We start from the raw sequence: 26,212 nt of genomic DNA, 5'->3' as shown, positions 1-26,212 counted from the left end.
ACACGCGCGACGGCGCGGTCGCTACGCCCGCAGGTCGTAGCAGCAGAGGCGGGGCAGATCACCGGTCACCAGATCACGCGTGTTCTGCGTGAGGTAGAGCAGGCCCCGCGAGAGAACCGGCAGATTCCAGGACTCGCGCGCCGCGAACAGCCAGGCCCGCGACACCTCGCGGTACCCCTTCGGCGTCAGATCCATCCAGAGGAGGTGGCCCAGTTCGCCTAGGCAGAGGAACTGTCCGTCCGCCGCAAGCAGCGAGCCCCGCGCGGTCCCCATCAGGAGCTGTCGCTCACGGCCGCCCTGCACCACCGTTTCCTGCCATTCCGGCACTTCACGCCAGACGATCTCGCCCGTTGCCGTGTCCACGCAGGCGAGCGAGGCGTCTCCCATGTTGCGTCCGTCGAAGCCGTACAGGTAGCCGTCCCGGTGAATCGGCGTGTTGTAGTGGAGGGCGAACTCCTGGGTCGTCCAGGCGACGTCGTGCGTGAAGTCCCGGTTGATGGTGATCAGCGCGCCGCCGGCCCGGTAGCTGGCCGTGATGAACGCCTGGTTGTCGAAGATGACGGGACACGCGGCGTTGACCGATTCATACGTCCGGCTTCGCCAGGGGAACGCGAAGTCGATGGCGCCGGTCGCCGGATCGATCGAGAGGAGGCCGCCCGACGGCGGCTGAGACTCACCGCCGGCGAAAACGAAAACGCGCCGCTCGCCGTGGACCGTCGCCGGAATCGGTGAAGCGTAGCTGGCGCCCCACTCGGAGCCGGCGCGCCATGTCTCGTCCCCGGACGCCAGATCGAACGCCGCCACGGTGGGTCCGCCTGGCGCGCCCACGTTGACGATCAGCCGGCCCGCGTCGAGCAGGGGCGTCGAAGAGGTGCCGAAGAAGTCCTGCGAAACGTCGTAGTCGACGCGCAGGTCGCGCCGCCAGACGACGCGGCCGCTCGCGAGGTCGATCGCGTGCATCTGGCCTTCGGCGCCAACCGTGCAGACGAGGCCGGTCGCCGCGTCGACCACCGGGCTGGCGCGCGGCCCGTTGTTGTAACCGTAGCGATCGCGGTACGCGGTCGGGTACCGAAGCCGCCAGTGGATCGCGCCGGTCTCGGGGTGGAGGCATTCGACGACCTCTTCGTCGCCGATCCGGTGGAGATAGACGAGACGGTCTCCGACGATGGCGGGAGAGGCGTAACCGGTGCCCGTCGGAAGTTCCCAGACGAGTGGCGGTGGGAGCTCGCGGCTGAGGCGCGTCTCACTTGAGACGCTGTTGTGGGTCGGTCCGAGGAACGATGGCCAGTCGTGCGTGACGGCGTCGTCCGCGAGTGGGCGCGGCTGGCCGTGAACGATGGCCCCCGCCGGTTGCGCGAGCGCCACCGAGGGGAGCAGCACCGGGGCGGCGAGAGAGCGCAGCACGGCGCGCCGGGACAGTCGTTGCATGGCTCAGTTCCGCGGCGTCGCAACCTTCCGTGGCTTGCGACGGACGCGGCCCGCCGGGGTGCGCTAATGCGGACGGTAGGTGAGCACCAGAAAGGCGCCTGCTGCCGCCATGAGAATGCCGAGGAAGAAGAGCGGGGAAGGGCTCTGCTGCGGCGGGTTGTAGAGCATGGCCACGAAGACGCTCACGATTGGCGCGCCGGCGAACACCAGCGGCGGCACGACGCTGGGCCGGCCGCCGTTGACCAGCGCCAGGACGATGCCGAGAGCGCCGAGAGCGCCCAGGACGCCGGCGGCCAACGTGAATGCCATGCCGTTTGGTGTGAAGGTGCTCCAGGAGCCGGCGCGCAACACCATGACGCCAGGCACCGCAATGGCGACCAGGAGGTACGCGACGCCAACCAGCAGGAAGGCGTGTATCCCGCTCCCGCCCAGCGCCGTCGTGCCGCGGTGGAGCGTCGGGATATAGGTGCCCCAGCTCAGTACCGTCATGATCACGAATGGCAACCAGCTACGCATCGTTCGTCTTCCTTCCGTCGGCGATGTCGGGCGTCGACGCCGCTCAGTCCGAGGCATAGAAAACGGCCCGCCCCAGCGCGCTGAGACGGGCCGTTCTTTCTGAAATCCCTGCCGCGCCCGCTAGCTACTGCGGGAGCGACGTTACCTTCTGCGTGTTCTTCAGCCGGGCGCCCGCCATGATGCCGTGCATGCCGATGTTGCCCTCGTGGCAGGCGTACTCGAACAGCGTTCCGTCGGTGCGCCGGAGCGGCATCAGTGCCGTCCAGGGCCGCGTGAAGTTGTTCGGATCCTCGACCGTGAACTCGTACATGACCGTGTCGGGATCCGCACGGCGGAAGCGCTCCACGACGATCGTGTCCTTTGACGAGCCTCCCAGGCTGGTCTCACGGAGGAAGTTCTTCGTCTCTACGACGAACGTCTCGCCTTCCCAGCGGCCTCGCGAGTCGCCCGACCACTGCCGCAGGCCGTGGCGCTCGCTGTTCTCGTCACCGAACGGGATGACGCGCGCGTTGTGCACCATCTCGTTGACGATAACGACGTAGCCGGGGATCTGCAGGATGTGCACGTTGTTGTTGTACGCGCTCGACACCATGGGCGGTCCCGCATTGAAGCCCATGATGCAGCGGTCCGCGAGGCTCCGGTCTGTGTAGTGGTCGGCGAATCCGTTCCGGAGGTTGAGTCCGCGGATGCGAGCCGCCTGCTGGTATTCCGGGTTGTACGGGATGCGTCCATTCGGCGGATCGACCACGAGCGACGTGCGCTTGTCGGCGGTCAGCTCGACGCCCCGCTCGTACCAGAACTCGTTGTACGAAAGTACGCCACCCTCGGCGCGCGACTGGTAGCCGGCGCTGGGCGCTCCGCTCTCGGGATCGAAAAGGTCGCGGTTCAACCGGATCCGCTCCGATGCTTCGAACTGGGCGGCCGATTCGGGATCAAGCGTTTCCTGCCCCTCGAGCGCCGAGGGTCGTTGCAGCGGCGTCAGCGTCCGGAAGGTAAAGATACCGGAGATGTCCGGCTGGCCGTCCGGAGTGCGCATCGTCTCGGCTTGCTGGGCGCCGGCCGTCAATGGGGCCAGCGTGAGTGTTGCGGTCACCGCGATGGCCGCAAGCGCGAATCGGTTCCTCATCAAAGTGCCTCCTGGGTTCCTCTGGGAGCGGTCAGATCCTACCACGCGCTATTGTTCGGCGTCCTCTGCCCGGGCGCCCCGCATGATGTTGAGCAGGCCGTAGTTCCCTTCGTGGCAGGCGTACTCGAACATCGGGCCGGAGGTTACGCCGCGCGAGGCATGATCGGTCGTCATCGGAACCAGCGCCGTCCAGGGACGGGTGAACATCTCGGGGTCGGTCATCGTGAACTCGTAGTCGATCGTCGTCTCGTCCACGCGGGTGAATCGCTCGACCAGGCGGAGCGAAGGCCGCGCCGCGCGCCAGGTGGCACGCCAGAGCCAGTGGCTCTTGTCGGCAAAGCTGGTCGTTTCGACCACCAGGGTGTCACCCTCCCACCGCCCGCGCGCATCGCCCAGGACTTGTCCCACATGGCCCGGGACGTGAGGCCGTCCGTCGGTCGGGATCAACCGGTACTCGTGGAACATTTCGTTCAGCATCGCCACCCAGCCGGGTCCCTGCAGGATGTGGTAGTTCATGTTGTAGCCCTGCAGCGGGACGAAGGGCAGGCCGTCGGTAAGGCAGCGCTCGCCCGTGTCGGCGTCGACCCACGAATCGAACGGCCCGACGCCGTACCGCGCGGAGTCGCTCTCGAACCGCTCGCGGCCCTCCCGGGTCCAGGGGATCCGCCCGTCGGGTGGATCGATGATGAGCGATGTCCGGCGGTCGCCGGTCACCACCTTGCCGCCGTCCATCCAGAACTGGTTGTAGGCGCCGACATTGCCCGGGATGAAGGTATCGGACGCGGCACGCGCCTCGGCGGAACGTGTCTCGAACGCGGCCGCTTCCTCTGCGGTAAGCACTTGGCCGGCCATCGACTCCGGTCGCTCGACCGGCGTCAGCGTCGCGTTCGTCCAGATGCCCTGCAGGTCGGGGACGTCCCACGCGGTGCGGGGCGCCGTGTAGCCACCACTCGACTGCGCACCGAGCGTCGCCGTCACGAGCAGCAGTGCGACCATCGCTGCCGCGAATGTCAACAGATGAAGTAGACGCGCCTTGTGGTGCACCATGGGTTCTCCTTCCCCGTAGGACTCTGGGTGCGCAGAGGCTCGCGCCCGACGCGCCGGTCAGGGCGCGCTAGCGCGCGGCCTCGCTGCTCTCCTCGACCAAATGGAGCCGTCCAGCAAGTGGTTGGCTGGCTAGCGGGCCGCCGCTTCCTCCGCTTCCTGGACGCGCGCGCCGGCCAGAATCCCCTCCATGCCGATGTTGCCTTCATGACACGCGTACTCGTAGAGCGCGTCGGGGCTGCTGCGGAGCGGGATCATGGCGGTCCACGGGCGTACCCAGGTGGTCGGGTCGTTCGCCGTGATCTCGTACTGCAGCACGTCTTCGGTCACCCGGGTGAACCGTTCGGTGATCTCCAGGTGCTCGGCGGCGCCCATGAAGTTGGCGAAGGGCGAGTAGTTGCGCGTCTCGACTACCAGCGTGTCGCCGTCCCAGTAGCCTCTGGAGTCGCCCAGCCACTGCCGGACGTCATCGTCGACGTGTGGGCGTCCGTCGAGCGGAATGATGCGCGCGTCGTGCGCCATCTCCACCAGGATGACCACGTGGTCCGGTGTCTGGAAGATCTGGTAGTAGCTGTTGTAACCGGCCCCGAGGCGCGGCGCCCCGAAGCTGACGCAGCGCTCGCCCAGGCTTCGGTCATCCGTCCACCGAGCGTTCCGCCCCCGCCGCATGCTGCGGTCGGCGGCGCGCATCTTGGCGGCCTGCGTCGTCTCCGGGAGGCGGCCGTTCGGCGGGTCAACTACGAGCGACGTGCGGTTGTCCCAGTCGCGTTCCACCATCCAGAACTGGTTGTAGTTCCCGGTGGCGCGGTCGCGCGACGTGAAGTTCTGCACTTCGTTCAGCGCCGCGGTGAACACGCTGTCGCCGAACGCGGCGTCGCCGCCGTCGAGGGCGAACAGTTCTTCGGCTCGCGATTGCAGCGCGGCCAACTCCTCCTCGGTGAGAAACTCGCGGTCGCCGAGCACTTCCGGCCGTTGTAATGGCGTCGCGTTGTTATTCGCCCAGACCCCTTGCAGGTCGGGGTGGCCGAACGAGGTCTTCGGCGCCGCCCATGAGCCGTCCCCGTCCTGTGCGAACGCCGTTCCCGTGGCGAGCCCGGTGATGGCCATGAGCGCCGACGCGATGGTCAGGGTGCGTCTCATTACGTCACCTCCTCTGGAACCGTGACAAGGGCCGCGGTCAGTGCGCTTCGACAAACGACACGACCTTCATCATGCCGGTGTCGAGGTCGTCACCCATGTTCGAGTTGACGCTGCCGTGGGTCCGGTCCGCGATCTCGATCACCGCGGCGTCGTTGCCGGCGTCGCTCAACTCCGCCGCGAGCCGCTGATTCTGCTCGCGGCGCCAGTCGTCGTCGCCGTCGGCGTAGATGAACAGCATCGGCGGCTTGTCGGCCCCGATGTAGGGAGTGACCGATGCGTCGAGCCAGACCGCCTCGTCGGTTCCCCACACGGTCTTCGGACGGCTGGGCGCGATATCGTGATCCTCGACGAAAAGGAAGGGACTAATCGGAATGGCGCCCCGGACGTCGGAAAGCCGCAGGTTGTGCGCGTCGAGGTAGCGGGGGTCCAGGGCCATCAGGGCGGCGAGGTAGGCCCCGGCCGAGTGGCCCGAAACGAACACGCGGTCGGCGTCACCGCCGTAACTCGCGATGTTCCGCTTCGCCCAGGCGAAGGCGGCCGTCGCGTCCTCGATGTGCGCGGGATGCATCACGCTGGGGGAGAGTCGGTAGTTCGCGCTGACCAGGCCGATGCCGCGTGACGCGAGCTGCCGGCCCAGACCCTCGCCGATTGCCTTCGTGCCGTTCTGCAGTCCGCCTCCATGAAAGTAGACGACTACCGGCGCGTTGGTCAGACCCTCCGGCATGAACAGATCGAGCTTGTCCTTGTTCTCGGCGTAATCCTCACTGGCGACGTAGTCGATGTTGCGGTGTTCCACCACGTTGAAGATGGCGCCGTCAAGGGCGCCGGCGGGCGCGACGAGAGCGCCGAGTGCGACGATGGCGCCGAGCGTGACGAGGGCGGGCGCGAAGATACGAGTCGGTCGAATGCGGGGCATGTGATTCCTCCTGCGGCTACTGTTCCTCGGTTGACGTATCGGCACGCGCATCGATGACGCGCTGGCCGCTCAGTGCGTTGGGAACCGCATAGTTCCCCTCGTGGCAGGCGTACTCGTAGATCTCGTATTGCGGCTCCGCCGTCAGCGGCATCTGAATGGTCCAGGGCCGCGTGTAGACGTTCTGGTCGGTAATTCTCACAGTCCAGAGGATCGTGTCCTCGGCCACGCGCTGGTAGCGCTCGACAACATGAAGCGCCTCGCTGGTCGGAATCCCCTTGAGCCGTGCGCCGGCGCTGCTCGACGCAATCCAGCCGCGGTTGTGGAAGTTCTTCGTCTCGACCACCAGCGTGTCGTCCTCCCACCAGGCGCGGGCGTCACCCATCCACTGCCGGATGTTGTCGTGGATGAAGACCCGGTCCGCCGGCCCGTCGACGACGGGAATGACGCGCACGTCGTGGATCATCTCGTGCTGAATCGTGACGTAGCCGGGAGTCTGCACGATCCGGTAGGCGTTGTTGTAGCCGGCCGGGAGCATCGATCCCGGGACGCCGCGCGAGAGGCAGCGGTCCCACACGCTCATGTGCAGATAGTGGTCGCCGTTGTGGGCCAGGTTGTATGCCTTGGCGTCGAGCGCCCATTGGCGGATCGGCGCGCGGCCCTCGGGCGGATCGACGATGAGCGCTGTCTGGCCGGTCCGGAGCACGGTGTCGCCCGCGTCGAGCCAGTAGCTGCCGTACCCGCCGACGTTGCCGCCCGCTTCGTAGCGTTGGGCCGGCGCCTCGTCCTGCTGCTGTTGTCTCAGCGCGCGCTGGCGGTTCCGCTCGGCGATCTGCTCGTCGGTGAGAAACGCCGCGACGCCTTCGGGACGCTCCATCGGCGTAATCGTCTTGTTGCCCCAGAGGCCCTGGAGGTCGGGCGAACCGTCGGGAAGCCGAGGCACGGTCCAGTTGGGATCGACCACGCGGTCCACCTGTGCCGTCACGGCGGGCGCCATAGCGAGGGCGCAGCCGGCGGTAATCAGCGCAACTGCGAGGAAGCGGCGCATGGGGGTTATCTGCATCGGTTTCAACTCCTTGAATCTGCGTCTGGGCGCTGGTGGCGCCACAGGCCGGCACGAGGCGCGGCCGAGCGTGCGGGCTGTGCTACCTTGCCCCCTTCCGCGCATCCTCGGCGCGCGCGCTCACCATCAGGTTCAGCATGCCGTAGTTGCCCTCGTGGCAGGCGTACTCGAAGACAGGCAGGTCGTTCTTCCGCATGGGAACCGCGACCGACCAGTCACGCTCGAACGATTCGGGATCCGTGACGGTGTACTCGTAGAGCAGCGTGTCAGCCGCGACCCGCGTAAAGCGCTCGACCAGGTGCAGGTTCGGGCCACTGCCGCGGAACGATGTCCTGTCGGTGAAGTTGCGGGTCTCGATCACCAGCGTCTCGCCCTCCCACCGGCCGCGGGAGTCGCCGCGCCACTGCCGAACCCCGTCGGGGAGATGACCGGAACCGTCGAGCGGAATGATCCGCGCGTCGTGCACCATCTCGTTCAGGATGACGACGTAGCCGGCCGTCTGGAAGAGCTGCATGTTGTTGTTGTACGCGCTCGGGTTCATTGGCGGCCCAGCGTTGAAGCCGAGGATGCAGCGTTCGAACGCTCCCCGATCCTCCGGGCCGTGGGCGTCGCGACCCAGTGCCGCGCGCCGCGCCGCGACGCGGGTCTCTCCCGCATCCGTTAGCGCCGGCACGCGCCCGGTCGGAGGATCGACGACGAGCGATGTCCGCAGGTCATCGGTGAGCTGCCGCCCGTAGTCCCACCAGAAGTCGTTGTAGCCGCCCGAGAGGGGGATTCGCCCGTCCTCGCCCGGCCGGTCCTTGTCGAGCAGGGCGAGGCGCTCCTGCGTGAACTGCGCCGCCTCCTCCTCGGTGAACGTGTCCTGATCGGCGACCGACTCGGGCCGCTCGAACGGTGTCAGGCTCCGGAAATCCCAGACTCCCTGCAAGTCGGGGCGTCCCTCCGCCGTGCGCGGCGCCTGCCAGGCGTTGTCGGGCGATTGGCCGCTGGCCACCGGCGGCGCTGCCATTCCGGCGGCCGCGAGAACGAAGAAGATGGTCAATACGGCAGGTCGGTTTCGCATCCGAACCTCCTGGTGAAACGGGCGGTAGTTCCGCCTATTATGCCCCGAATCACTCGTTCTTGACAGACGGATCGGGAGGCGTGCAGTCTAGGCACTACGAACGTCTCGCAACCGCTCCGCACAAGGGAGGGAGACCGATGCGCCGTACCGCAGCCACCCTGATCACGCCGCTGCTGGCTGGCCTGCTGCTGATTCCGGCGTCCGCCGCCGCGCAGGAGGACTGGCTTCAGTTCCGGGGGCCGGCGGCTGGCGTCGTGCCGGACGATCCGGAGTTGCCGGAGCACTGGACCGAGACGGAAAACGTCGTCTGGAAGGCCGACATCCCGGGGCTTGCCTGGAGTTCGCCGGTCGTGGCGGGCGACCTGGTCTTCGTCACTTCCGCCATCAGCGCGGGAGACGAGCCGGAGCCGATCAAGGGGCTCTACGACCCGGGGATGGAGAACGGATCGGAAGCGTCGGAGAACGAGCACCGCTGGGTGCTCTACGCGTTCGACTTCCACACCGGCGCGGTCCGGTGGCAGCGAGAGCTGTACGCTGCGACACCTCCTGGCAAGCGCCACTTGAAGAACAGTTTCGCGTCGGAGACGCCGGTGACCGACGGGCGCCGGGTCTACGTCTATTTCGGCGCCATCGGCCAGCTTGCCGCCTTCAACATGAGCGGCGAAATGGTATGGACGCGCGAGTTGGAGGCTTACAACACGACACTCGAGATGGGGACCGGAGCCTCGCCCATCCTGCACGACGATCGGCTGTACATCGTCAACGACAACACCACGCACTCGTTCGTCGCGGCCTTCGAGAAGGACAGCGGCGAGGAGGCCTGGCGCGTCGACCGGGACGAGCGGGGCCAGAACTGGTCGACGCCGTTCGTCTGGGAACATGACTTGCGGACCGAGCTGGTGACGGCGGGTACGCAGGGAGTCCGCTCGTACACGCTTGATGGCGACCTGCTGTGGGAGCTCCACGGCATGTCGGGTCTTACGATCCCGACGCCGTTCACGGCGCACGGCCTCGTCTACATCAGCTCCGGTTATCCGGGCGGCGGACTGCGTCCCGTCTATGCCGTCAGGCCCGGCGCGTCGGGCGACATCTCCATCTTCACGCAGGAGCAGATGCGGAACGGCATCACGTCCGGGTTTCCGGGACCGCTCAGCGCGTCGGACCACATCGCCTGGTCGTATCCGCTGCTCGGGACGTACAACACTACCGCGATCGTCTACGGCGACATCTACTACACGCTGCTCGATCGCGGCTTCCTGGTGGCGCACGATGCGCGCACCGGCGAGGAGATCTACGGCCGGCAGCGGCTCGAGATCGGCAACGGGTTCACTGCCTCGCCGTGGGCCTACAACGGCAAGCTCTTTCTGCTGAGCGAGGACGGGGAGACCTATGTTGTCGAGGCGGGCAGGGAATTCAACATCCTGCACAAGAACCCGCTCAACGAAATGACCCTCGCGACACCCGCCATCGCGCGCGGCAGTCTCTTCATCCGGACGCAGTCGAAGCTGTACCGCATTGCCAATGGTGGGGCCGATGCGGTCGGAGCCGAGCCATGACGTCGCTTTACGCACGACGCGCACGGAGAGGGGCGGCGGTCGTAGCGGCGCTTCTGCTTGCCGCCGCGTGGCCGGCGACGGAGCACGCCGCGCAGAGCGTGACGCTTGTGGAGGTCGGGGAGATCCCGGGGCCGGCGAACCTCGTGCGCGTGCGCGACGGCATTGGGTACGTGGCGGGGGGACACAACTTCACGATTCACGACCTGTCGGACCCGGCCAATCCGGTGGCGCAAGGGGCGCACGCCTTTCCGCAGGAAATCTGGGGTTTCCGGCTGGCCGGCGACCGGGCCTACGTCGGCGCCAATTTCTTCGGACTCGGCATCGTCGATATCAGTGATCCGGACAATCCGACGCTGCTCAGTCAGCACCAGACGCTCGGGCAGGCCAAGATCGGCGCCAGCGCCTCCGGCAAGGTCGGGATTATCGACCATATGGAGGGCTTCGTCCTGGTCGATGTCTCGGATGAGACGGCGCCTGCGGGCATCGGCTCGTACTTTCTGGACGGCTACGCGCGCGACGTGGTGACGGCGGGGACGATCGCTTATGCGACCGACTCCCCGTCCGGCCTGTACGTCTTCGATCTCGCCCGGCCCGGCATGCCGGAACCGGTAGGCATCGTGCACGCGCCCGCCGCGCCGCGCGACATCGAGGTATCCGTGGGGACCGGTGGACGACCCACGCTGATCGTGGGGGCCGGCGGCGGCAACCTGCAGGTGTACGACGTGTCCGATCCTGTGGCTCCCGCCAAGCTGGCGTCGTTCGAGACTCCGGGGCGCGCCGTCAACGTGTCGCTCGACGGGCACTTGGCTTACGTCGCAGACACCGAGCAGGGCGTGCAGGTGGTCGATCTGTCGGATCCCGCCAACCCGGTGGCGGCCGGCGCCTTTGGCACGCCCCGCCCCGCCCGTGACGTCGCCGCTCACGACGGTCTGGTGCTGGTTGTCGTTGGTGACAGCGAGCGCGAGGGGGAGGATCGCCACGTGCTGATCCTCGAGCGGCGGTAACGGTATGCTGGGATTACCTGCCTGTTGCCGGTTCACGGCGCGTTGAAGACACGTTCGGTCATGCCCCGTTTCGATTCCGTGTCGTCAGCCCTGCGCTGGCGAACTGCCGCCATGTTCGTGGCGGCGTTTGGAAGCGCCATGCTCAGCGCTCAGGAACCGGAGTGGGTGATCGAGCGCAATCAGCGCCAAATCGCGATCAGGGCAGCGTCGGCTGATCTCCCGGAGCTGCGTCGGCTCGATGCTCGGGTGGACGCGATGTCCCGTGCCGGCGAGCTCGAACTGGTTTCACGCCGGGCGGATCGGCAGGTCTCGGGACGAGCGCACGAGTACTTTCGGGAGTACTACCGAGGGGTGCCGGTATACGGCGGCGGTGTCTCCCGGCAACTGCGGCGCGGCGTCACCGAGTCGATCTTCGGCACGCTGCACGAGGCCATCGGCGTCAGCACGATTCCGTCCGTTGCTCCGGCCGACGCGATGGCACGAATGGAAGCGTGGTCCGGCGCCGGTCCGGCGACGGACGACCCGCCGGAACTGGTAGTCATGTCCTTGCCAGGCGCTCGCTACGTTCTTGCCTACCGCGGGGTGATGCGCGACCGCACGACGTACTTCGTGAACGCCCACACCGGTGCGGTGGTCTGGAGGGAGCAGGCGTTCAACGAGCAGAGCAGGAACACGCACGTGCTGAGCAGCGTCGGGGTGGGCGCCGGAATTCGAGGCCAGCGCAAGAAGGTAAGCGCGTCCCGAAGCGGCGGCATGTTCGAGGCCTACGACCGCCTGCGGCCAGCCGAGATCGTCACGCTCGACCTGCGGGACAACGAACCGCGTGTCGACGCGTTGTTGGATCCGAGGGGACCGAAGTGGGCGCCGAGTGACGTGGCGACGGATTCGGACAACAACTGGAACGACCCGGGCGTGGTCGACGTCCATGCGCATGCCGGATTCACCTACGACTATCTCGCTGCCCGGCATGAGTGGGATGGCGTCGACGGCGCCGACGGACGCATCATGGCGATGGTCAACATCGGCGACATCTTCTATGGGTTCTTTACGCCTCCGCCGTTCGGCCCCGAGAAGACCGGTACGGTGGGGTTCGGAATTGCGCCCGGCGGCGGGGCGAGGGCATCCCTGGACGTGGTGGCGCACGAGTTGATGCATGCGGTCACCTTTCATTCGGTGCGGCGGCGAACGGGCCGCCCCTTCCTCGATAGCTACTTCTCGGTCGCGGGTCCGGCCGATTTCACTTTGGAGGACGGTCGGCGAGCGGACTGCGACACAACGTGGAGGGTGAGCGGCGAGGGCGTTGAGAACCGGGTGTTTCGCCTGCTGTGCAGGGACGGGAAGATCCGGCTGTTCCTGAACGCGGGTGGCGCCATCAACGAGGCGTTCTCGGACATCGTCGGCACGTCCGTCGAGTTCATGGTCCACGAGCCGCCCATGGGTCCGCTTCGGGCCGACTACGTGATGTTCGAGGACTACCGGCCGTTTGGCCGGTCCCTGGAAGACCCGCGGTCGGTACCAATACTTGCGCGTCCGGGTGTGGATGTTCGCATCCAGTACCCGGAGGCCCTGCGCAACGTGATTCTCTTCATGCTCCTCACTGATGGAGAAACCGCCTTCTTCCACGAGTACGGCTCCGACGATCTGGGTGAGACCATCGTGCGCCTCCCGAGCTTTGACTACGACGGCGTCCACTGGAACTCCACGATCCTGAGCCACGCGTTCTATCTGGCGATCGAGGGGGGAGAGAACCGGACGACCGGCTTGTCGGTGACGGGCGTGGGAGCCGCCAACCGCGAGCAGGTGGAACGGGCCTTCGTGCGCGCCATGACCGACCTTATGCCTCCGAGCGTCAGCTTCTTCACGGCGGCCGACGTTATTCGCCAGTCGGCCGACGACCTGTTTGGACGCGACAGCGATGTCTATCGGGCAATCGATGAGGCATTGACGGCAGTAGACCTGGACTAGCAGATTCGAGTGAACCTATGGAGAGCGCACGATCCGCGATCGGCAAAGGGCTGTCGGCGACGCTCGGCGCGTTGTTGATGTTGGCCCATGCGCCGGCCGCCGCCCAGCCGTCACGCATTTCGATTGCCATCAACGGCGGTCAGCAGATGCAGTCCGTCGGGATCACGGACAACGTCGTCTTCACGGAGTTCGCCGAGCAGGGGGACTTCGACTCGAGCTATCCCGATGCGAACGGCCCGCTGTTCGACGTGACCGGCCGAGTTCGGCTCGTGGGTAACCTCGCTGTGGGTACGGGCGTCTCGATGGCGTCCCAGCGCGGGAACGCCCATCTCACGGCCCGCCTGCCGTATCCCTTTCGGTTCAGCCGCCACCGTGTGGTGGAGGGAAGGTCGGCTGCGTTGCAGCGGCAGGAACTGACCGTCAACGTCCATGCCGCCTGGATCGTGCCACTCGCGGCATCGGCCGATGTCACGCTCTTTGGCGGGCCAACGTTCGTCAGTCTGAAGCAGGACCTTGTCGACAGGGTCGAGTACGACCATGCCTATCCGTACCTGGTGGCTTCGTACACGGGCGCGGCGCACTCACTGCGATCGGAATCGGCGGTCGGTTTCGTTGCGGGCGCCGACGTCGCGTACTACTTCTCCCGTGTTGCCGGGGTGGGCGGGACCGTGCAGTTAAACCGTGCATGGATTGCCCTCAGCTCCGCCGACGGTGGCATCGTCGAAGTGGATACGGGGGGCCTGCAGGCAACCGCCGGCCTCCGGATTCGTTTCTGAGATCTCTCGCCGTGCGGGTCTCCCGGCGCCGTCGACTCAGCGATCGCGGAGTTCGACCTCCAGGCCTTCGATCACGGGCTGCCGCCGGAACTTGTGGACGGCGATCGCCGCTTCGACGGCCAACCAGAGGGCGAGCGTGAATATGGTCGCGCCGGTAGCGAACAGCAGCCACTGGCCTGCCGACCAGAAGCCGGTCAGGTTCACGCTCATGACGGTGAGGGTCGACGCCAGCATGAAGAGCATCGGGGCGCCGGTCCAACCGATGGGTTTGCCGCGGCGTAGCAGATAGAGCGTCACCGCGAGCAGGGCCAGGCCGGCGAGCAACTGGTTCGTCGTCCCGAACAGTTGCCAGAGGATCAGTCCAGCGTACTCGCCCTCCACCTGGATGAACGCGAACGCCCAGATGGCCGCGACGGCGACGCCCGAGGCGACGTAGCGGTTGCCGAGCGCCGCGACCCCGAGCGTTTGGCCCATTTCCGAGACGTTGTAGCGGAGCAGGCGCGTGGCCGAGTCGAGCGAGGTGAGGGCGAACGATACGACGAGCACCGAGACGAACGTCCCGGCGAACGCGGCCGGGAAGCCGAGCGAGCCGAGGAAATGGGTTGCGCCCTGCACGAAGGCGGCGATGTTGTTTCCCAAGCTGTCGGCTGCCTGCCAGCTTACGTAGCGCTCCAGCCAGGCTTCGCGCGAGACGAAGCCGGCGGTGCAGGCGAGAATGGCCATCAGCCCGAGAAGCGACTCGCCGATCATCGCGCCGTACCCGACGAAGCGCGCGTCGCCCTCGCTCGCAAGCTGCTTCGCGCTCGTGCCGGAAGAGACCAGGGCATGGAAGCCGCTCGCCGCACCGCACGCGATGACGACGAACACGAACGGCACGATGGCCGGGGCGCCGGGCGGGTCGAGATCGACCGCCGGCGCGACGAACGAGGGATTCGTCAGGACGAAGCCGATGTACATCGCCCCGACCCCCACGTACAGCAGCAGGCTGTTGATGTAGTCGCGCGGCTGCAGCAGCAGCCAGACCGGCAGCACGCTCGCGGCGAACGAATACGCGAGCAGGAGCCACTTCCATTGGGCGAGCGACGGGCCGATGATCGGATAGCGGAGCCCGAGCAGAATCAGGGCCGGCGCGAGCAGCAGGCCGATGGCGGTCAACGTCCGGACGCTGGCGCCGTGCCGGTGGACACGAATGCCCATCGCGATGGCGATGCCCATCAGCAGGCCGCTCGGGAGCACGGACTCCGGATAGAAGTCGGCAGTGAACAGCACCGCGATCACGTGGACGAAGACCCCCATTGCCAGCGCGATCAGGAAGAAGATCACAAGGTGGAACAGCGTCTTGCCGCGCCGGCCGACGAGGTTTCCGGTTATCTGGCCGAGTGACATGCCGCGCGCCCGGATAGAGACGACCAGCGCCCCGAAGTCCTGCACCGCACCGACGAAGATGGCGCCGGCTACCACCCAGATCATTGCCGGCAGCCAACCCCAGATAACGGCTATGGCCGGACCCAGCATGGGTGACAGGCCCGTGATCGACGCGTACTGGTGGCCGAACAGGACGAACCGGTTCGCCGGGACGTAGTCGACATCGTCGGTCTGGGTAACGGCGGGCGTGGGTCGCGAGGGATCGATCGCGAACACGCGGTCGGCGAGGAATCGGGCGTACACGCGATACGCCAGAATGTACGCGGCGAGGCAGACGGCGGCGGCAGCGATGGGGGAGACCGTCATCACGCCTTCGTCATGTGGCGCAAAGGTGCGCGCCCAGATCGCGCAGCGCGTCGATACCGTGCACGTCACGCGGCCCGAGCGGGACGACGATGCGCGGGAGTGGCGCGAACGCGCCGGCGATTTCCCGCACGTAGGCCTGCTCCTGGTTTCTCCGGTCCTCGAAGAACGACCCGGACGCGTCGGCCGTTTCGGGGAGGACGCGGTTGACGACCAGCGCCGCGACCGGCAGGTCGAATCGCCCCAGCGTATCGACGATTCGGCGGCTCTCCAGTATCGAGAGACGGTCCGGGTTGACGACCAGCAGGAACGCGGTCCGTTCGGTGTCGAGCAGTCGCTCACGTGCTCGCACGAACGTGCGCCGGCGCGCGTGCAGCAGTGCCGTCACGCGCGCCTCCGGACTGTCGGGGGGATGATCCGCGGCCTCGTCGATCAGCGAGAGGTCGTCTCCCTGCACCCGGCCCCCACCGAGGTGCCCCAGCATCTTGCCGAGGCGCGACGCACGATCGCGTTGTCGAAGCAGGCCGTCCATCCAGGCCGCCATCACGTCCGGCAGCGTCAGCAACCGCACCGTGTGGCCGCTCGGAGCGGTGTCGAACACCACCATGTCGAAACGCGCGCCCGCTTCACCCATCAGCGAGGCCACGCGTTCCAGCAGAGCGGCCTCGACGGCCCCCGGTGCTTCCCGGGCGAGCGCCATCTGGCGGTCTATTTCGTCGTAGAGGCGCGGGTGGACCAGCCGCTTCATCTGCGTCGACACCGTCTGGATGTGCGCCGTGGCGGCGGCGTCCGGATCGACCTCGAGGCCGGTCAGATTGGGCGCGAGCGCCGTTTCACTATCCCCGATCGCCCGTTCGAAGATGTCACCGAGCGAATGCGCGGGGTCGGTCGATACAACCAGGCAGCGCCGGCCACGCTCCGCTGCAGCCAGCGCGATGGCTGCCGCCGTCGTCGTCTTGCCGACGCCACCCTTGCCGCCGACGAAGAGAAGCTGGTGCGCCAGCGGGTCGTACGGCATCAGCGCGGTTCTGTCATGCGAGCGGATTGGTCCAGCGGAGGCCGGAGGAGGCGTCAAGGTGCCTATGTCAGCAGCAGCGGAAATGGTCGAGCGGCGAGTGTTCCATGCCCATGCGTTGATGCCACTCGTGGAACCGCTCGAGCAGGAGCGGCTGCAACTCCAGCGTGTAGTAAGTCGCCGGGTTCGGCACGCCCATCAGCTCGGCGAAGACGAACAGCATGAAGAGGTCGTCTTCGTCACGGCGCGCCCGCGCCACGGCGCCTCGGTAAGGCGCCACGTAGAACTCCCGAAGCAGCGACCGGATCGTGTCGCGACGTTGGGCGCTCATTCTTACACCGGTACCGGGCGCAGCCGAAGCGAGGCGGCAGCTATGAAGCCGCCATGCCCGCCGCCGCCCGTCGTTCGCGCATCAGGGCGGATGCGGCTTCGAGCATGACGAAGATCGCCGTGATGATGATGATGACATCGATCGCCACCAGCAGGTAGTTGCCCTCGGTGTACAGGCTGCTGAGCTGGTAGAGCGCACTCAGCAGAGCCATCGTCGTGACGAACACCATCGGGATCAGGGTGTAGCGTGCGGGGCGGCGGCGCTGCACCAGCATCACACTGATTACGAGCAGCGTCAGCCCCGCGAGCAGCTGGTTCGTGGTACCGAAGAGCGGCCAGATGATCATGCCGCCGCTGCCGTCGGCGCCGCCCGCGCCGAACGCCAGCACGAGGCACGCCCCCACCGCGATTGCGGTCGCGACGTAGCCGTTCTGAAGCGGTGGAATGCTGTAGATTGCGCCCCACTCCTGCACGATGTAGCGCTGCAGGCGGACCCCGGCATCCATCGTCGTGCCGGCAAACAGCACGGCCATGACGGCAAGCAGCGTCTGGGCGAACCCAAGCGGCATGCCGAGCCCATTGGCCGCGATGCGCGACCCGCCTTCCACAAACGCGCTGATGCCGCCCACCGCGCCGAAGCTCTCGGCATTGGCGTACGAGGACTGCCACTCCGCCATGCTGAAGCCGGCGGTAACCGCGATGATGGCAACGATGGCAAGGGCGCCTTCGCCCAACGACCCTAGGTAGCCGACGAAACGCGCGTCAGTCTCTTTGTTGAGCTGTTTCGATGTGGTGCCGGAACTGACCAGGCCGTGGAACCCGGAGATTGCGCCACAGGCGATCGTGACGAACAGCAGCGGCATCAGCGGCGGCGTCGCCGGCGGCACGTTCGGGTTGATCGCCGGCGCAACAACGCTCGGGGCGGCGAGGAGGACCGCGCCGTACAGGATGCCGAGTCCGACGAAGAGTTGAATGCCGTTGATATAGTCGCGCGGCTGCAGCAGCAGCCAGACTGGCAGCATCGAGGCAACTGCGGCATACGCGAACAGGATCAGGATCCACTGGGCCGCGGGGGCGATGCCGCCCATCGGGGCGAGTGCGATGGGGAAGAGCTCGCCCAGATAAATGACGGCATACAGGATGATGGTTCCGAGAACCGTCGGCCAGGTTATGCCGACCCCCACCTTGTAGAGGAGAATGCCGATGGCGACCGCCACCACGACGGCGGTCCACGCGGGAATGACACTCGCTGGGGTATTGATGAACTCGCCCGCGATGGCCACCGCGAAAACCGCGTTCACCATCAGCAAAAGGAAGAAGACGACGATCATGAAGAGGTTGCGGGCTCGATGGCTCACGACTTCGCCGGTCAGCGAGCCGACCGAGAGCGCCTTGTTCCGCACGCTCGCCCAGATTGCGCCGAAGTCATGCACGCCCGCGAAGAACATGGTTCCGAGCACCACCCAGAGAAAGGCGGGCAGCCAGCCCCAGACGACGGCGATGCTCGGCCCGATGATCGGCGCCGCACCAGCCACCGCGGTGAAGTGGTGGCCCCAGAGCACGAACCGGTTGGTGGGGACGTAGTCGATGTCGTCGCGCATCGCGTGCGACGGCGTCTCGAAGTCCGGGTCAAGCTGGTAGATCTTCTCGGCCATGAACTTCGAGTAGAAGCGGTAGCCCGAGAAGATCGCCACGAGGCCGATCGCGGCAAGCACGACAGCGTTCATCGTCCGTCCTCCTTCGCGTCGTCGATCAAATCACGCGCCGCCGGATAGCCCGGCACTCCTGTCGCCTCGCGCACTGCGCGGACGATTGCCTCGGCCGTAACCTCGGCGGCCAGCGCGCCGATCCGAAGCCGTCCAATGTCGGTTGTCCAGTCACCGGAATCGATGGAGTCGGTGGAGAGCGCGAAGATCGTGTCGCCGTCGACCGGCGTGTGCGCCGGACGGACGACCCGCGCCAGACCGTCGTGGGCCATTCGGGCGACGACGCCCAGTTGGGCCTGCGTGAGGGGCACGTTGGTAGCCACGACGCCGATCGTCGTGTTCTCGCCGCGGGGCGCCGCGGAGGGAGTCTGGCGGAGCAGGCTGCCCGCTCCTTCCAGGGTGCGACCATCCCGAGTCCGGACCCCGGCAATCAGTGCGCCGGTTTCCGGATCGTGGATGTCTCCCACGGCGTTGACCGCCATCAGCGCTGCTACGCGGACACCGTCCGGCAACTCGATTAACGCGGTGCCGATTCCACCCTTCATCGCGCGCCCCGGCCCTCCGAGCTTGCCGACGGTGGCGCCGGCGCCGGCTCCGACGCTGCCTTCGGCAACGCCGTCGCCCGTGGCCGTCTGGGCCGCGCGGTAACCGCATTCCGCGTCGGGACGGATGGTACCGTCACCCAACGTCAGATCGAACAGAATGGCGGCGGGCACGATCGGTACGGGGCCGCCGCGCGTCGGAAACCCCACACCGCGCTCGTCGAGATAGCGCATGACGCCGTCCGCAGCGGCGAGTCCGAACGCACTGCCGCCGGAGAGGACAATGGCATGCACCTGTTGCACCCGGTTGGTGGGATCCAGCAGCGCGGTTTCGCGAGTACCCGGGGAGGCGCCCCGGACATCGACGGCCGCCGTCGCACCTCCCTCGGCCAAAATGACCGTGCAGCCGGTCGGCCGGGATTCGAGCGTGTGGTGGCCTACAACGAGGCCGTCAATGGCGGTCAGGCCGCGTGTCGTCATCGATCCCGCCGCCACGGCGGCGTCTTCCGGTGCGGCGCCGGCCACCGCGGCACAGACAACGGCGCACCCGAGGCGTACTGTCACTCCACTCATCGGGCGGTCAATGCTACCTGAAAACCGTCCACGGATGCGCCCTTCGCGCGAGCACGGGGGGTGGAACGGTAACCCGCATCACGGGAAGGTAAAATTAGCGGATGCGGTTCGTCCCGACAGCGTTGCTCGTCGCGGGGATGACCGCGTGCGGGGCGGCCCCGCCGGAGAGTGTTGTTCCATCGGCGTTCCGGACCGCTCCGGACGCCACGGAGACAGGGCGGCGATCCGCTCCGGAACCTCCCGTCGGCCCACGTCCTCGCGTGGTGATCCTCGGCGACTCGCTTACCGCGGGCCTCGGCCTGCCGGAGCACGAAGCGTTTCCGGCGCGTCTGCAGGCGCGCGTGGACGCCGCGGGTTGGCCGATCGAGATCGCGCCGCGCGGCGTGTCGGGTGATACGACGGCGGGTGGCTTGCGGCGGCTTGATTGGGCGATAGACGGCGATGTCCACATGCTGGTGGTGGCCCTGGGAGGGAACGACGGACTGCGCGGGCTGCCGGTCGAGCAGATGCATGACAACCTTGCGGCCATAGTCGATCGCGCCGGGGAGCGCGATATCGCGGTGGTGCTGGCCGGGATGGAGGCGCCGCCGAACTTCGGCGCCATCTATACGTCTCAGTTCCGGGAGGTGTTTCGGACGCTGGCAGAGACGCGCGACGTCGTATTGATACCGTTCCTGCTGGAAGGGGTGGCGGGCGAGCCGGACCTGAACCAGCGCGACGGAATTCATCCGAACGCGGCCGGAGCAGAACGGGTTGCCTCGCATCTCTGGTCGACGCTGGAGCCGCTGCTGGCGGAGATCGCCACCGGGTCGGCAGTGCGGCTCGAGGGTGCACAATGAACCGCCCAATGATCGAGCTGCGCGGGGTTTCGAAGACCGTCCGGAGCGGAGACAAGCCGCTGACAATCCTGCATCCGCTCGACCTCGCCGTGCCGGCGGGGCAGTTGCTCTCGGTCGTCGGCCCTTCGGGCAGTGGGAAGTCCACGCTTCTCGGCCTCATCGCCGGCCTGGACATGCCGTCGACAGGCGAGATTGTTATCGACGGCACGACGATCACGTCGCTCGACGAAGATCGTCTGGCCCGTTTCCGTGGCGGCCGGATTGGCTTCGTCTTCCAGTTTTTCCACCTTCTGCCGTCGCTCAGCGCGCTCGAGAACATCGTGGTGCCCCTCGAGATCGCGGGTGCCGCCGATGCTTGGAGCAAGGGGCGCGCGTTGCTGGAGGAAGTGGGTCTTACCGATCGCGGGCACCACTACCCGTCGCAGCTTTCCGGGGGCGAGCAGCAACGAGTTGCCATCGCACGAGCGCTCGCAAACGATCCGCCGCTTCTCCTGGCGGACGAGCCGACCGGGAACCTCGACAGCACCAACGGCCGCCATGTCGTCGACCTGCTGATCGAGGTGAACCGTTCTCGAGGGACGACCATCGTCCTGGTGACGCATGATCGGGCTCTTGCCGGCCGCACCGACGTGACCCTGGAGATGCTGGACGGACGAACCGCAGTACGTGACCCGGAACCGGATTCGGCGCCTGCGCCCGCGGCCGCCGCGGGCGGGTAGCCAGCAGGTCCGCCCTCCTGCCGATGCGATTCATCCTGCGCATGTCGCTCCGTGAACTGCGCGCGTCGTGGCGCCGGCTCATCTTCTTCTTCCTGTGCGTCGCTATCGGTGTCGGTGGCATCGTCACGCTGCGCTCTCTCGTGCAGAACGTCCGGACCGCCCTTGCCGGCGAGGCGCGCAGTCTGACCGGGGGCGATGTCTACGTCCGGACGGAACAGCCGTGGACGGAAGAAATCCTGGCCCGGATTGAAGCGCGGGCCGACGCCATTCCCGGCTCGGCCAGGATGGAGACGATCGACACGATCACCGTGGCGCGCCTGCCGGAAGGGCGGGGGTTGCAGACAAAGGTGGTCGAAGTGCGGGGAGTCGAGGCCGCGTTCCCCTTTTACGGGCGGTTCGTGCTCCAGAGCGGGGCCGAGTACTCGTCCGCATTGCTGCGTGACGGCGGCATCCTCGTCGGGCGCGAATTGCTTCCGCAACTGGACGTTGCGGTAGGCGACGAGATCGTGATTGGCGACCGGGCATTCACTATCCGGGACGCGATCATCAGTGAGCCGGGCCGCCAGTTGGGCGGGTTCAGCTTCGGCCCGCGCGTCCTCGTCGACCTCGCGGAACTGGAGGCAACCGGCCTCGTCGGTTTCGCCAGCCGAGCGGAGCGTCAGGTACTCATCCGCGTCCCGGAACCGGCGATCGAACCGCTCGTTGATACCTTGCGTGAAGATCTTCAGGATGCCTTCGTCCGGCTCGGGTCGTACCGCCGCACGGAGGATCGGATCGAGCGGAACTTCAGCCGAGCCGAGAACTACCTCAGCCTGATCGGCTTCGTCGTCGTCATCCTTGGCGGCATCGGCGTCTGGAGCGTGACGCGGGTCTTCGTGCAGCAGCGGCTTCGGAGCGCCGCCATCCTGAAGTGTCTCGGCGCCACGCACGGCCGCGTCCTGGCCATCTACGTCGTGCAGGTGGCCCTGCTCGGCCTGGGTGGGGCGTTGCTGGGTGTCGTGGTGGCACAGGGCGCGATCTGGTCGCTGCCGGCTTCCCTGACCGAGCAGGCGGCAGCCATCACTGGATCCGACAGCATCGCGCCGGGGCTTACGTGGTCAGCCGCCGTGCAGGGCGTCGCCGTGGGCGTTATCGTGGCGATGCTCTTTGCCCTGGTGCCGCTGCTCGAGACACGGCATGCCAAGCCGCTGCTGCTGCTGCGACCGGGCGAGACGCCGAACCCGCCGGGACGCGACCCCCTGCGCCTTGTTGCGATCGGCGTCGCCGTGACGGGTCTCGTCCTGTCGGCGGCGTGGCAAGCCGCCTCGCTCGAGGTCGGGGCGTGGGTGGCGGGTGGATTCATCGTGGTTGCTGCCGCCCTGCATCTGGTGAGTCGCGGCCTCATTCGCGCCGTCCGTCCGCTCGAGACGTCGACCTGGTTTCCCCTGCGGCATGCGGCGCGCAGCCTGCGGCGGCCGGGCAACCAGACGCGGGTTGTCCTGCTCGCGGTGGGTCTCGGGAGCTTCTTCATCATCGGTGTCCACGCCGTCCAGGAGAACCTGCTGACCGCCTTCTCGCTCGAGTTGCGGGACGATATGCCCGACATGTTCCTGATCGACATTCAACAGGATCAGGTGGCGGGTATCACGCGGGTGCTGGAGGCGGCCCCGCTCGGCCCGGACGGCACGGATCCAGTACCCGCACTGCTTCCCGTGCTGCGCGCCCGAGTCACCGGTGTGAGCGGCTCGCAGACCAACATCGAGGGGCGCCGCGCCATCCGCCGCGCCGGGCTTGGCCGCGAGTACACCGTGACCTACCGGGCCCGGATGGCCGAGAACGAACGGATTGTGGCGGGGAGATTCTGGGACGACGCTCCGCCCGCCGATCCGGACGGGCCTTTGGAGGTGTCGGTCGAGGACAGCGTGATCGAACGCGGGGTTCAGCTGGGCGACACAATCCGTTTCGACCTGTTGGGCCGTCCCATCGAAGCGCGGGTAACCAGCGTCCGGGAAGTCGACTGGGATGACTCACGGAGCGGCGGCTTCATCTTCGTGTTTCGCCCCGGAGCGTTCGCCGACGCGCCGCATTCCTATATCGCGTTCCTGCGGGGTCCGGCCGGTACGGAGGCGCGCGGCGCGATGCAGCGGGAGCTCGTGAGTCAGTTCCCGAACGTCTCGGTGATCGACGGTCTGGAGATTCTCCGGACTTTCCGCCGCGTGCTTGATTACGTGATCCTCGCGGTGACGGCGGTGGGCGCCATCGCGCTCTTTGCCGGCGTGCTGATCCTGATCGGGTCGGTAGCCATGACCCGGTTCCAGCGACTGTATGACGCTGCCGTCTTCCGTACCCTCGGCGCCAACACGCGCGCCCTGACGTCCATGTACATCCTGGAGTACGGTGTGCTCGGCCTGCTGGCCGGTCTGATCGGATCGGTCGGCGCGCTCGGTCTGACGTGGGTTCTCACTCGGCAGGTCCTCGAGGTGGCCTGGACACCCACCCCGGCAATCAACGTTATCGGCCTGATGTTGACGGCGTCGGCGGTGTTGGTGGTGGGAGTCGCGGCAAGCGCCAGCGTCCTGAGGCAGAAACCGCTGCTGACGCTGCGTGCCGAGTAAACCGCGCCCGTGATAAATTGTCAGGGTTAGCGGGCGCCGGATCGGCCCGCAGGGAGGGGCTGGCCATGGAGCAGGCCGCCTACGAGACTTACCGGGACGCGTTGCTGAGGAAGCGGGGGGAAATCCTGAACGAGCGAGGGGGGCATACGCTCACCACGCCGATGGAGAACAACACCCGCCAGGGCGACATGGCCGATCAGGCCAACGGCAACAACGAGGTGCACATTCAGCTCAAGCTGAAGCAGACCGACGCCAAGATCCTGAATGCGATCGAAGAGGCGTTGTGGCGCATGGACGAAGGGAGCTACGGGATCTGCCGGGATTGCGGCGAACCGATCGCCCCCGCCCGCCTGAACGCTATTCCATGGACGCGGGTCTGCATCACCTGCAAGGAACGGCAGCGCACCTGACCGTCGTCGCCCTGGGTAGCAACCTGGGTGATCGCCGCGCCCACCTCGCGTACGCCGTCAGCCGCCTCGAGACGCTTCTGGAGCGTTTGCGAGTCTCCCCGTTCGTCGAATCCACGTTCGTCGGCGATCCCTCGCTTGGCCCGCAGCCTTCCTACCTGAACGGTGTCGTTGTTGGCTCCAGCAGTTCGGATCCCGCCACGCTGCTTCGCGAGCTGCACGCGATCGAACGGGCCAGCGGCCGCACGCGGCCGCACGCGCAGGCGCCCCGGACGCTCGACCTCGACCTCATCCTGATGGGCAACCTGACAGTTCGCACACCGGAGGTCGTGATCCCGCACCCCCGGTTTCGGGAACGGCGGTTCGTGCTGGAGCCGCTTGCCGCGGTCGCGCCGGATCTCGTGGATCCGATGAGTGGCCGAACCGTGCGTGAGCTGCTGGCCGTGCTCGACGAGGTCGATCAGCCCTTGCCGAACAGGCCGTCAACGCTCCACTCGCCCGGGCCGCGCGAGGCGATGTAGAGGAAGACGAAACAGTACAGCACGGCCCGCTCGCCGTCGTTCACGACGGGGAACAGGAACCCCCCGAAACGCGCCACGTGACCGAGGAAGTAGGCCACCGCCATTTGTCCGCTGCAGAGGAACGCCACCGGGCGGGTGAACAACCCGATCGCGATGAGCGTTCCTCCGACGAGTTCGATGACTCCGGCGACCCCGAGCAACGACAGGATCTCCTGTTGCGTGCCGCCGAGAACGCCGAATAGCTTCTGCACACCGTGGAGCATGAAGCCGTAGCCCGCCACGATGCGGAGCGTGGCGAGTATGCAGTTGGCCCACGGGTCAAGGAAACGCATGGTGCTGGCCCTCCTTCAGGTGTTGTCGGTGTCGTTCCGCCGCCGTGCGTGTGAAGGCTCCGACGCGGCAGCTACTCGAACCGAAGTGACTCGATCGGGTCGAGTTGGGCCGCCTTCCTGGCGGGGTAGAAGCCAAAGAAGATCCCCGTTCCCGCCGCGAAGCCGACCGCAATAATCACGGCGTCGGGCGGTATCGCAGTAGGCCAGGCGAGGAACTGGGTCAGTCCCTCGGAAAGCCCGAAGCCGAGGCCGACCCCGACCAGGCCGCCGACCAGGCTCAGGACGATCGCCTCGACCAGGAACTGCAGCAGGACATCGCGCCCCTTGGCGCCCACCGCCATGCGGAGCCCGATCTCGCGGGTTCGTTCGGTCACCGAGACCAACATGATGTTCATGATGCCGATGCCGCCGACGATCAGCGAGACACCGGCGATGCTGGCCAGCAGGCCGGTCATGGTCTGCGTGGTCTGCGTCCGCATGCTGGTCATGTCTTCCTGGGTCCGTACCATGAAGTCGTCGTCTTCGCCCGGCTGCAGGTCGTGCTCTACGCGCAGCACGGCGGAGATCTCATCCGCCACATCGTTGATCCGGTCGGCGTCTGCCGCCGAGATGACGATCTCCGAGATGTTGGTGCCGTCACGACCCCGCAGCTTCTTGTTGACGGTCGTGAACGGAACGAAGACCGCGTCGTCCTGATCCTCGCCAAACTGACCGGATCCCTTCGCCTGCATCACGCCGATCACCTGGAACGACTGGTTCCGGATTCGAACCCGGGAGCCTACCGGATCGACTCCCTCACCGAACAGGTTGTCGCGCACGACCGAACCGAGCACGGCAACCTTCGCGGCACTCTGGACATGGGTCGTCGTGAAGAAGTCTCCGTACTCGATCCCCCAGAAACGGATCTGTGGAAACTCGATGTCCGTACCCTGGATGGTGGTATTCCAGTTTTGCCCTTCGGCGACTACCTGGTCGCGCGTCCGGACCCCCGCCGCCAGGTAGACGGCGCCGGGCACCTGCTCGCGGATGGCGTCGACATCCTCCGCCTTCAACCGGGGCGACTGGCCCATTCCCATGCTGACTCCGCCCCGGCGGAAGTTGCCGGCGCGGATATTGATCATGTTCGTGCCGGCCGCGCGGATCTGCTGCTCGATTTCGTCCTGTGCCCCCCGGCCAAGTCCCACCATCGTGATGACGGCGGCGACACCGATGATCATGCCGAGCATCGTCAGGCTCGTTCGCATCTTGTTCCGGCCAAGCGCCTTGAGGGCGACGCGCAGCACCATGAAGATCGACATGGTCAACTCCTCCG

The 26,212-nt window shown here is 66.9% G+C and carries 24 protein-coding genes; 9 read left to right on the top strand and 15 right to left on the bottom strand.

Translation table 11 applies throughout. From position 1 onward, the window contains the following. Window positions 1-21: 21 nt before the first annotated feature. From F4Y45_09445 to F4Y45_09410, 8 genes are all read right to left on the bottom strand, one after another. A complete protein-coding gene (locus tag F4Y45_09445) occupies window positions 22-1,428 on the bottom strand; it encodes a PQQ-binding-like beta-propeller repeat protein (protein MXY24732.1) in 1,407 nt (468 codons plus the stop codon). A 63-nt stretch (window positions 1,429-1,491) separates the two neighbouring features. Further along, window positions 1,492-1,944 (bottom strand): hypothetical protein, encoded by a 453-nt coding sequence (locus F4Y45_09440; GenBank protein MXY24731.1) that lies wholly within the window; start codon window positions 1,942-1,944, stop codon window positions 1,492-1,494. A 124-nt stretch (window positions 1,945-2,068) separates the two neighbouring features. Beyond that, window positions 2,069-3,070, bottom strand: a complete 1,002-nt coding sequence (locus F4Y45_09435) for a hypothetical protein (GenBank protein ID MXY24730.1) — start codon at window positions 3,068-3,070, stop codon at window positions 2,069-2,071. 48 nt (window positions 3,071-3,118) lie between these two features. Next, window positions 3,119-4,117, bottom strand: coding sequence for a hypothetical protein (locus F4Y45_09430; GenBank protein MXY24729.1), 999 nt, complete (start codon window positions 4,115-4,117; stop codon window positions 3,119-3,121). Between the two features lie 129 nt (window positions 4,118-4,246). Continuing rightward, window positions 4,247-5,254 (bottom strand): hypothetical protein, encoded by a 1,008-nt coding sequence (locus F4Y45_09425; protein MXY24728.1) that lies wholly within the window; start codon window positions 5,252-5,254, stop codon window positions 4,247-4,249. 37 nt (window positions 5,255-5,291) lie between these two features. Further along, a complete protein-coding gene (locus F4Y45_09420; GenBank protein MXY24727.1) occupies window positions 5,292-6,221 on the bottom strand; it encodes an alpha/beta hydrolase in 930 nt (309 codons plus the stop codon). Then, the gene (locus F4Y45_09415) at window positions 6,187-7,230 is read right to left on the bottom strand and encodes a hypothetical protein (protein MXY24726.1); all 1,044 of its coding nucleotides are present in this window, start codon (window positions 7,228-7,230) and stop codon (window positions 6,187-6,189) included. Before F4Y45_09415 ends, F4Y45_09420 begins: the two co-directional genes overlap by 35 nt. A gap of 82 nt (window positions 7,231-7,312) precedes the next feature. Further along, the gene (locus tag F4Y45_09410) at window positions 7,313-8,293 is read right to left on the bottom strand and encodes a hypothetical protein (GenBank protein ID MXY24725.1); all 981 of its coding nucleotides are present in this window, start codon (window positions 8,291-8,293) and stop codon (window positions 7,313-7,315) included. A 137-nt stretch (window positions 8,294-8,430) separates the two neighbouring features. Here F4Y45_09410 and F4Y45_09405 point away from each other — a divergent pair, with 137 nt between their 5' ends. The 4 genes from F4Y45_09405 to F4Y45_09390 are packed head-to-tail and all read left to right on the top strand — an operon-like array spanning window position 8,431 to window position 13,594. Further along, entirely contained in the window at window positions 8,431-9,849 is a 1,419-nt protein-coding gene (locus F4Y45_09405; protein MXY24724.1) for a PQQ-binding-like beta-propeller repeat protein, read from the top strand. Then, window positions 9,846-10,853 (top strand): hypothetical protein, encoded by a 1,008-nt coding sequence (locus F4Y45_09400; protein MXY24723.1) that lies wholly within the window; start codon window positions 9,846-9,848, stop codon window positions 10,851-10,853. Before F4Y45_09405 ends, F4Y45_09400 begins: the two co-directional genes overlap by 4 nt. A gap of 60 nt (window positions 10,854-10,913) precedes the next feature. Beyond that, window positions 10,914-12,818, top strand: coding sequence for a M4 family metallopeptidase (locus F4Y45_09395; GenBank protein ID MXY24722.1), 1,905 nt, complete (start codon window positions 10,914-10,916; stop codon window positions 12,816-12,818). 17 nt (window positions 12,819-12,835) lie between these two features. Next, window positions 12,836-13,594 (top strand): hypothetical protein, encoded by a 759-nt coding sequence (locus F4Y45_09390; protein ID MXY24721.1) that lies wholly within the window; start codon window positions 12,836-12,838, stop codon window positions 13,592-13,594. A 36-nt stretch (window positions 13,595-13,630) separates the two neighbouring features. On the opposite strand, the gene F4Y45_09385 is transcribed toward F4Y45_09390, so the two are convergent. From F4Y45_09385 to F4Y45_09365, 5 genes are all read right to left on the bottom strand, one after another. Then, entirely contained in the window at window positions 13,631-15,325 is a 1,695-nt protein-coding gene (locus F4Y45_09385) for a carbon starvation protein A (GenBank protein MXY24720.1), read from the bottom strand. Window positions 15,326-15,335: 10 nt separating this feature from the next. Continuing rightward, window positions 15,336-16,340: an ArsA family ATPase gene (locus tag F4Y45_09380; GenBank protein MXY24719.1), complete on the bottom strand. Its 1,005-nt coding sequence runs from the start codon at window positions 16,338-16,340 to the stop codon at window positions 15,336-15,338. A gap of 67 nt (window positions 16,341-16,407) precedes the next feature. Beyond that, complete coding sequence (locus F4Y45_09375) at window positions 16,408-16,668, bottom strand: DNA helicase (GenBank protein ID MXY24718.1); 261 nt, start codon at window positions 16,666-16,668, stop codon at window positions 16,408-16,410. Window positions 16,669-16,708: 40 nt separating this feature from the next. Beyond that, window positions 16,709-18,394: a carbon starvation protein A gene (locus tag F4Y45_09370; GenBank protein MXY24717.1), complete on the bottom strand. Its 1,686-nt coding sequence runs from the start codon at window positions 18,392-18,394 to the stop codon at window positions 16,709-16,711. Then, complete coding sequence (locus tag F4Y45_09365) at window positions 18,391-19,395, bottom strand: P1 family peptidase (protein ID MXY24716.1); 1,005 nt, start codon at window positions 19,393-19,395, stop codon at window positions 18,391-18,393. The genes F4Y45_09370 and F4Y45_09365 overlap by 4 nt, the downstream gene beginning before the upstream one ends. Window positions 19,396-19,589: 194 nt before the next feature. On the opposite strand from F4Y45_09365, the gene F4Y45_09360 reads away from it, so the two are divergent. From F4Y45_09360 to folK, 5 genes are all read left to right on the top strand, one after another. Next, window positions 19,590-20,327: an arylesterase gene (locus F4Y45_09360; protein ID MXY24715.1), complete on the top strand. Its 738-nt coding sequence runs from the start codon at window positions 19,590-19,592 to the stop codon at window positions 20,325-20,327. Window positions 20,328-20,335: 8 nt separating this feature from the next. After that, window positions 20,336-21,046: an ABC transporter ATP-binding protein gene (locus F4Y45_09355; protein MXY24714.1), complete on the top strand. Its 711-nt coding sequence runs from the start codon at window positions 20,336-20,338 to the stop codon at window positions 21,044-21,046. Window positions 21,047-21,069: 23 nt separating this feature from the next. After that, window positions 21,070-23,640, top strand: coding sequence for an FtsX-like permease family protein (locus tag F4Y45_09350; GenBank protein MXY24713.1), 2,571 nt, complete (start codon window positions 21,070-21,072; stop codon window positions 23,638-23,640). A gap of 65 nt (window positions 23,641-23,705) precedes the next feature. Continuing rightward, window positions 23,706-24,050: an RNA polymerase-binding protein DksA gene (locus F4Y45_09345; protein ID MXY24712.1), complete on the top strand. Its 345-nt coding sequence runs from the start codon at window positions 23,706-23,708 to the stop codon at window positions 24,048-24,050. Further along, window positions 24,005-24,568 (top strand): 2-amino-4-hydroxy-6-hydroxymethyldihydropteridine diphosphokinase, encoded by a 564-nt coding sequence (gene folK / locus F4Y45_09340; protein MXY24711.1) that lies wholly within the window; start codon window positions 24,005-24,007, stop codon window positions 24,566-24,568. Before F4Y45_09345 ends, folK begins: the two co-directional genes overlap by 46 nt. On the opposite strand, the gene F4Y45_09335 is transcribed toward folK, so the two are convergent. Both F4Y45_09335 and F4Y45_09330 read right to left on the bottom strand, forming a co-directional pair. After that, complete coding sequence (locus tag F4Y45_09335) at window positions 24,508-24,900, bottom strand: DoxX family protein (GenBank protein ID MXY24710.1); 393 nt, start codon at window positions 24,898-24,900, stop codon at window positions 24,508-24,510. The genes folK and F4Y45_09335 overlap by 61 nt on opposite strands. Window positions 24,901-24,971: 71 nt before the next feature. Beyond that, complete coding sequence (locus F4Y45_09330; protein MXY24709.1) at window positions 24,972-26,198, bottom strand: FtsX-like permease family protein; 1,227 nt, start codon at window positions 26,196-26,198, stop codon at window positions 24,972-24,974. Between the last annotated feature and the right edge of the window lie 14 nt (window positions 26,199-26,212).

The organism is Acidobacteriota bacterium, from assembly GCA_009838525.1.
Classification (GTDB): Bacteria; Acidobacteriota; Vicinamibacteria; order Vicinamibacterales; family UBA8438; genus VXRJ01.
Note: the sequence above shows the minus strand (reverse complement) of the source record. Positions and strands in the feature narration are given on the sequence as shown.

Excerpts from the sequence above, each read along its gene's own strand:
- F4Y45_09445 (MXY24732.1), bottom strand. The coding sequence starts at position 1,428 with ATGCAACGACTGTCCCGGCGCGCCGTGCTGCGCTCTCTCGCCGCCCCG.
- F4Y45_09440 (MXY24731.1), bottom strand. The coding sequence starts at position 1,944 with ATGCGTAGCTGGTTGCCATTCGTGATCATGACGGTACTGAGCTGGGGC.
- F4Y45_09435 (MXY24730.1), bottom strand. The coding sequence starts at position 3,070 with ATGAGGAACCGATTCGCGCTTGCGGCCATCGCGGTGACCGCAACACTC.
- F4Y45_09430 (MXY24729.1), bottom strand. The coding sequence starts at position 4,117 with ATGGTGCACCACAAGGCGCGTCTACTTCATCTGTTGACATTCGCGGCA.
- F4Y45_09425 (MXY24728.1), bottom strand. The coding sequence starts at position 5,254 with ATGAGACGCACCCTGACCATCGCGTCGGCGCTCATGGCCATCACCGGG.
- F4Y45_09420 (MXY24727.1), bottom strand. The coding sequence starts at position 6,221 with ATGCGCGTGCCGATACGTCAACCGAGGAACAGTAGCCGCAGGAGGAAT.
- F4Y45_09415 (MXY24726.1), bottom strand. The coding sequence starts at position 7,230 with ATGCAGATAACCCCCATGCGCCGCTTCCTCGCAGTTGCGCTGATTACC.
- F4Y45_09410 (MXY24725.1), bottom strand. The coding sequence starts at position 8,293 with ATGCGAAACCGACCTGCCGTATTGACCATCTTCTTCGTTCTCGCGGCC.
- F4Y45_09405 (MXY24724.1), top strand. The coding sequence starts at position 8,431 with ATGCGCCGTACCGCAGCCACCCTGATCACGCCGCTGCTGGCTGGCCTG.
- F4Y45_09400 (MXY24723.1), top strand. The coding sequence starts at position 9,846 with ATGACGTCGCTTTACGCACGACGCGCACGGAGAGGGGCGGCGGTCGTA.
- F4Y45_09395 (MXY24722.1), top strand. The coding sequence starts at position 10,914 with ATGCCCCGTTTCGATTCCGTGTCGTCAGCCCTGCGCTGGCGAACTGCC.
- F4Y45_09390 (MXY24721.1), top strand. The coding sequence starts at position 12,836 with ATGGAGAGCGCACGATCCGCGATCGGCAAAGGGCTGTCGGCGACGCTC.
- F4Y45_09385 (MXY24720.1), bottom strand. The coding sequence starts at position 15,325 with ATGACGGTCTCCCCCATCGCTGCCGCCGCCGTCTGCCTCGCCGCGTAC.
- F4Y45_09380 (MXY24719.1), bottom strand. The coding sequence starts at position 16,340 with ATGCCGTACGACCCGCTGGCGCACCAGCTTCTCTTCGTCGGCGGCAAG.
- F4Y45_09375 (MXY24718.1), bottom strand. The coding sequence starts at position 16,668 with ATGAGCGCCCAACGTCGCGACACGATCCGGTCGCTGCTTCGGGAGTTC.
- F4Y45_09370 (MXY24717.1), bottom strand. The coding sequence starts at position 18,394 with ATGAACGCTGTCGTGCTTGCCGCGATCGGCCTCGTGGCGATCTTCTCG.
- F4Y45_09365 (MXY24716.1), bottom strand. The coding sequence starts at position 19,395 with ATGACGACACGCGGCCTGACCGCCATTGACGGCCTCGTTGTAGGCCAC.
- F4Y45_09360 (MXY24715.1), top strand. The coding sequence starts at position 19,590 with ATGCGGTTCGTCCCGACAGCGTTGCTCGTCGCGGGGATGACCGCGTGC.
- F4Y45_09355 (MXY24714.1), top strand. The coding sequence starts at position 20,336 with ATGATCGAGCTGCGCGGGGTTTCGAAGACCGTCCGGAGCGGAGACAAG.
- F4Y45_09350 (MXY24713.1), top strand. The coding sequence starts at position 21,070 with ATGCGATTCATCCTGCGCATGTCGCTCCGTGAACTGCGCGCGTCGTGG.
- F4Y45_09345 (MXY24712.1), top strand. The coding sequence starts at position 23,706 with ATGGAGCAGGCCGCCTACGAGACTTACCGGGACGCGTTGCTGAGGAAG.
- folK (MXY24711.1), top strand. The coding sequence starts at position 24,005 with ATGGACGCGGGTCTGCATCACCTGCAAGGAACGGCAGCGCACCTGACC.
- F4Y45_09335 (MXY24710.1), bottom strand. The coding sequence starts at position 24,900 with ATGCGTTTCCTTGACCCGTGGGCCAACTGCATACTCGCCACGCTCCGC.
- F4Y45_09330 (MXY24709.1), bottom strand. The coding sequence starts at position 26,198 with ATGTCGATCTTCATGGTGCTGCGCGTCGCCCTCAAGGCGCTTGGCCGG.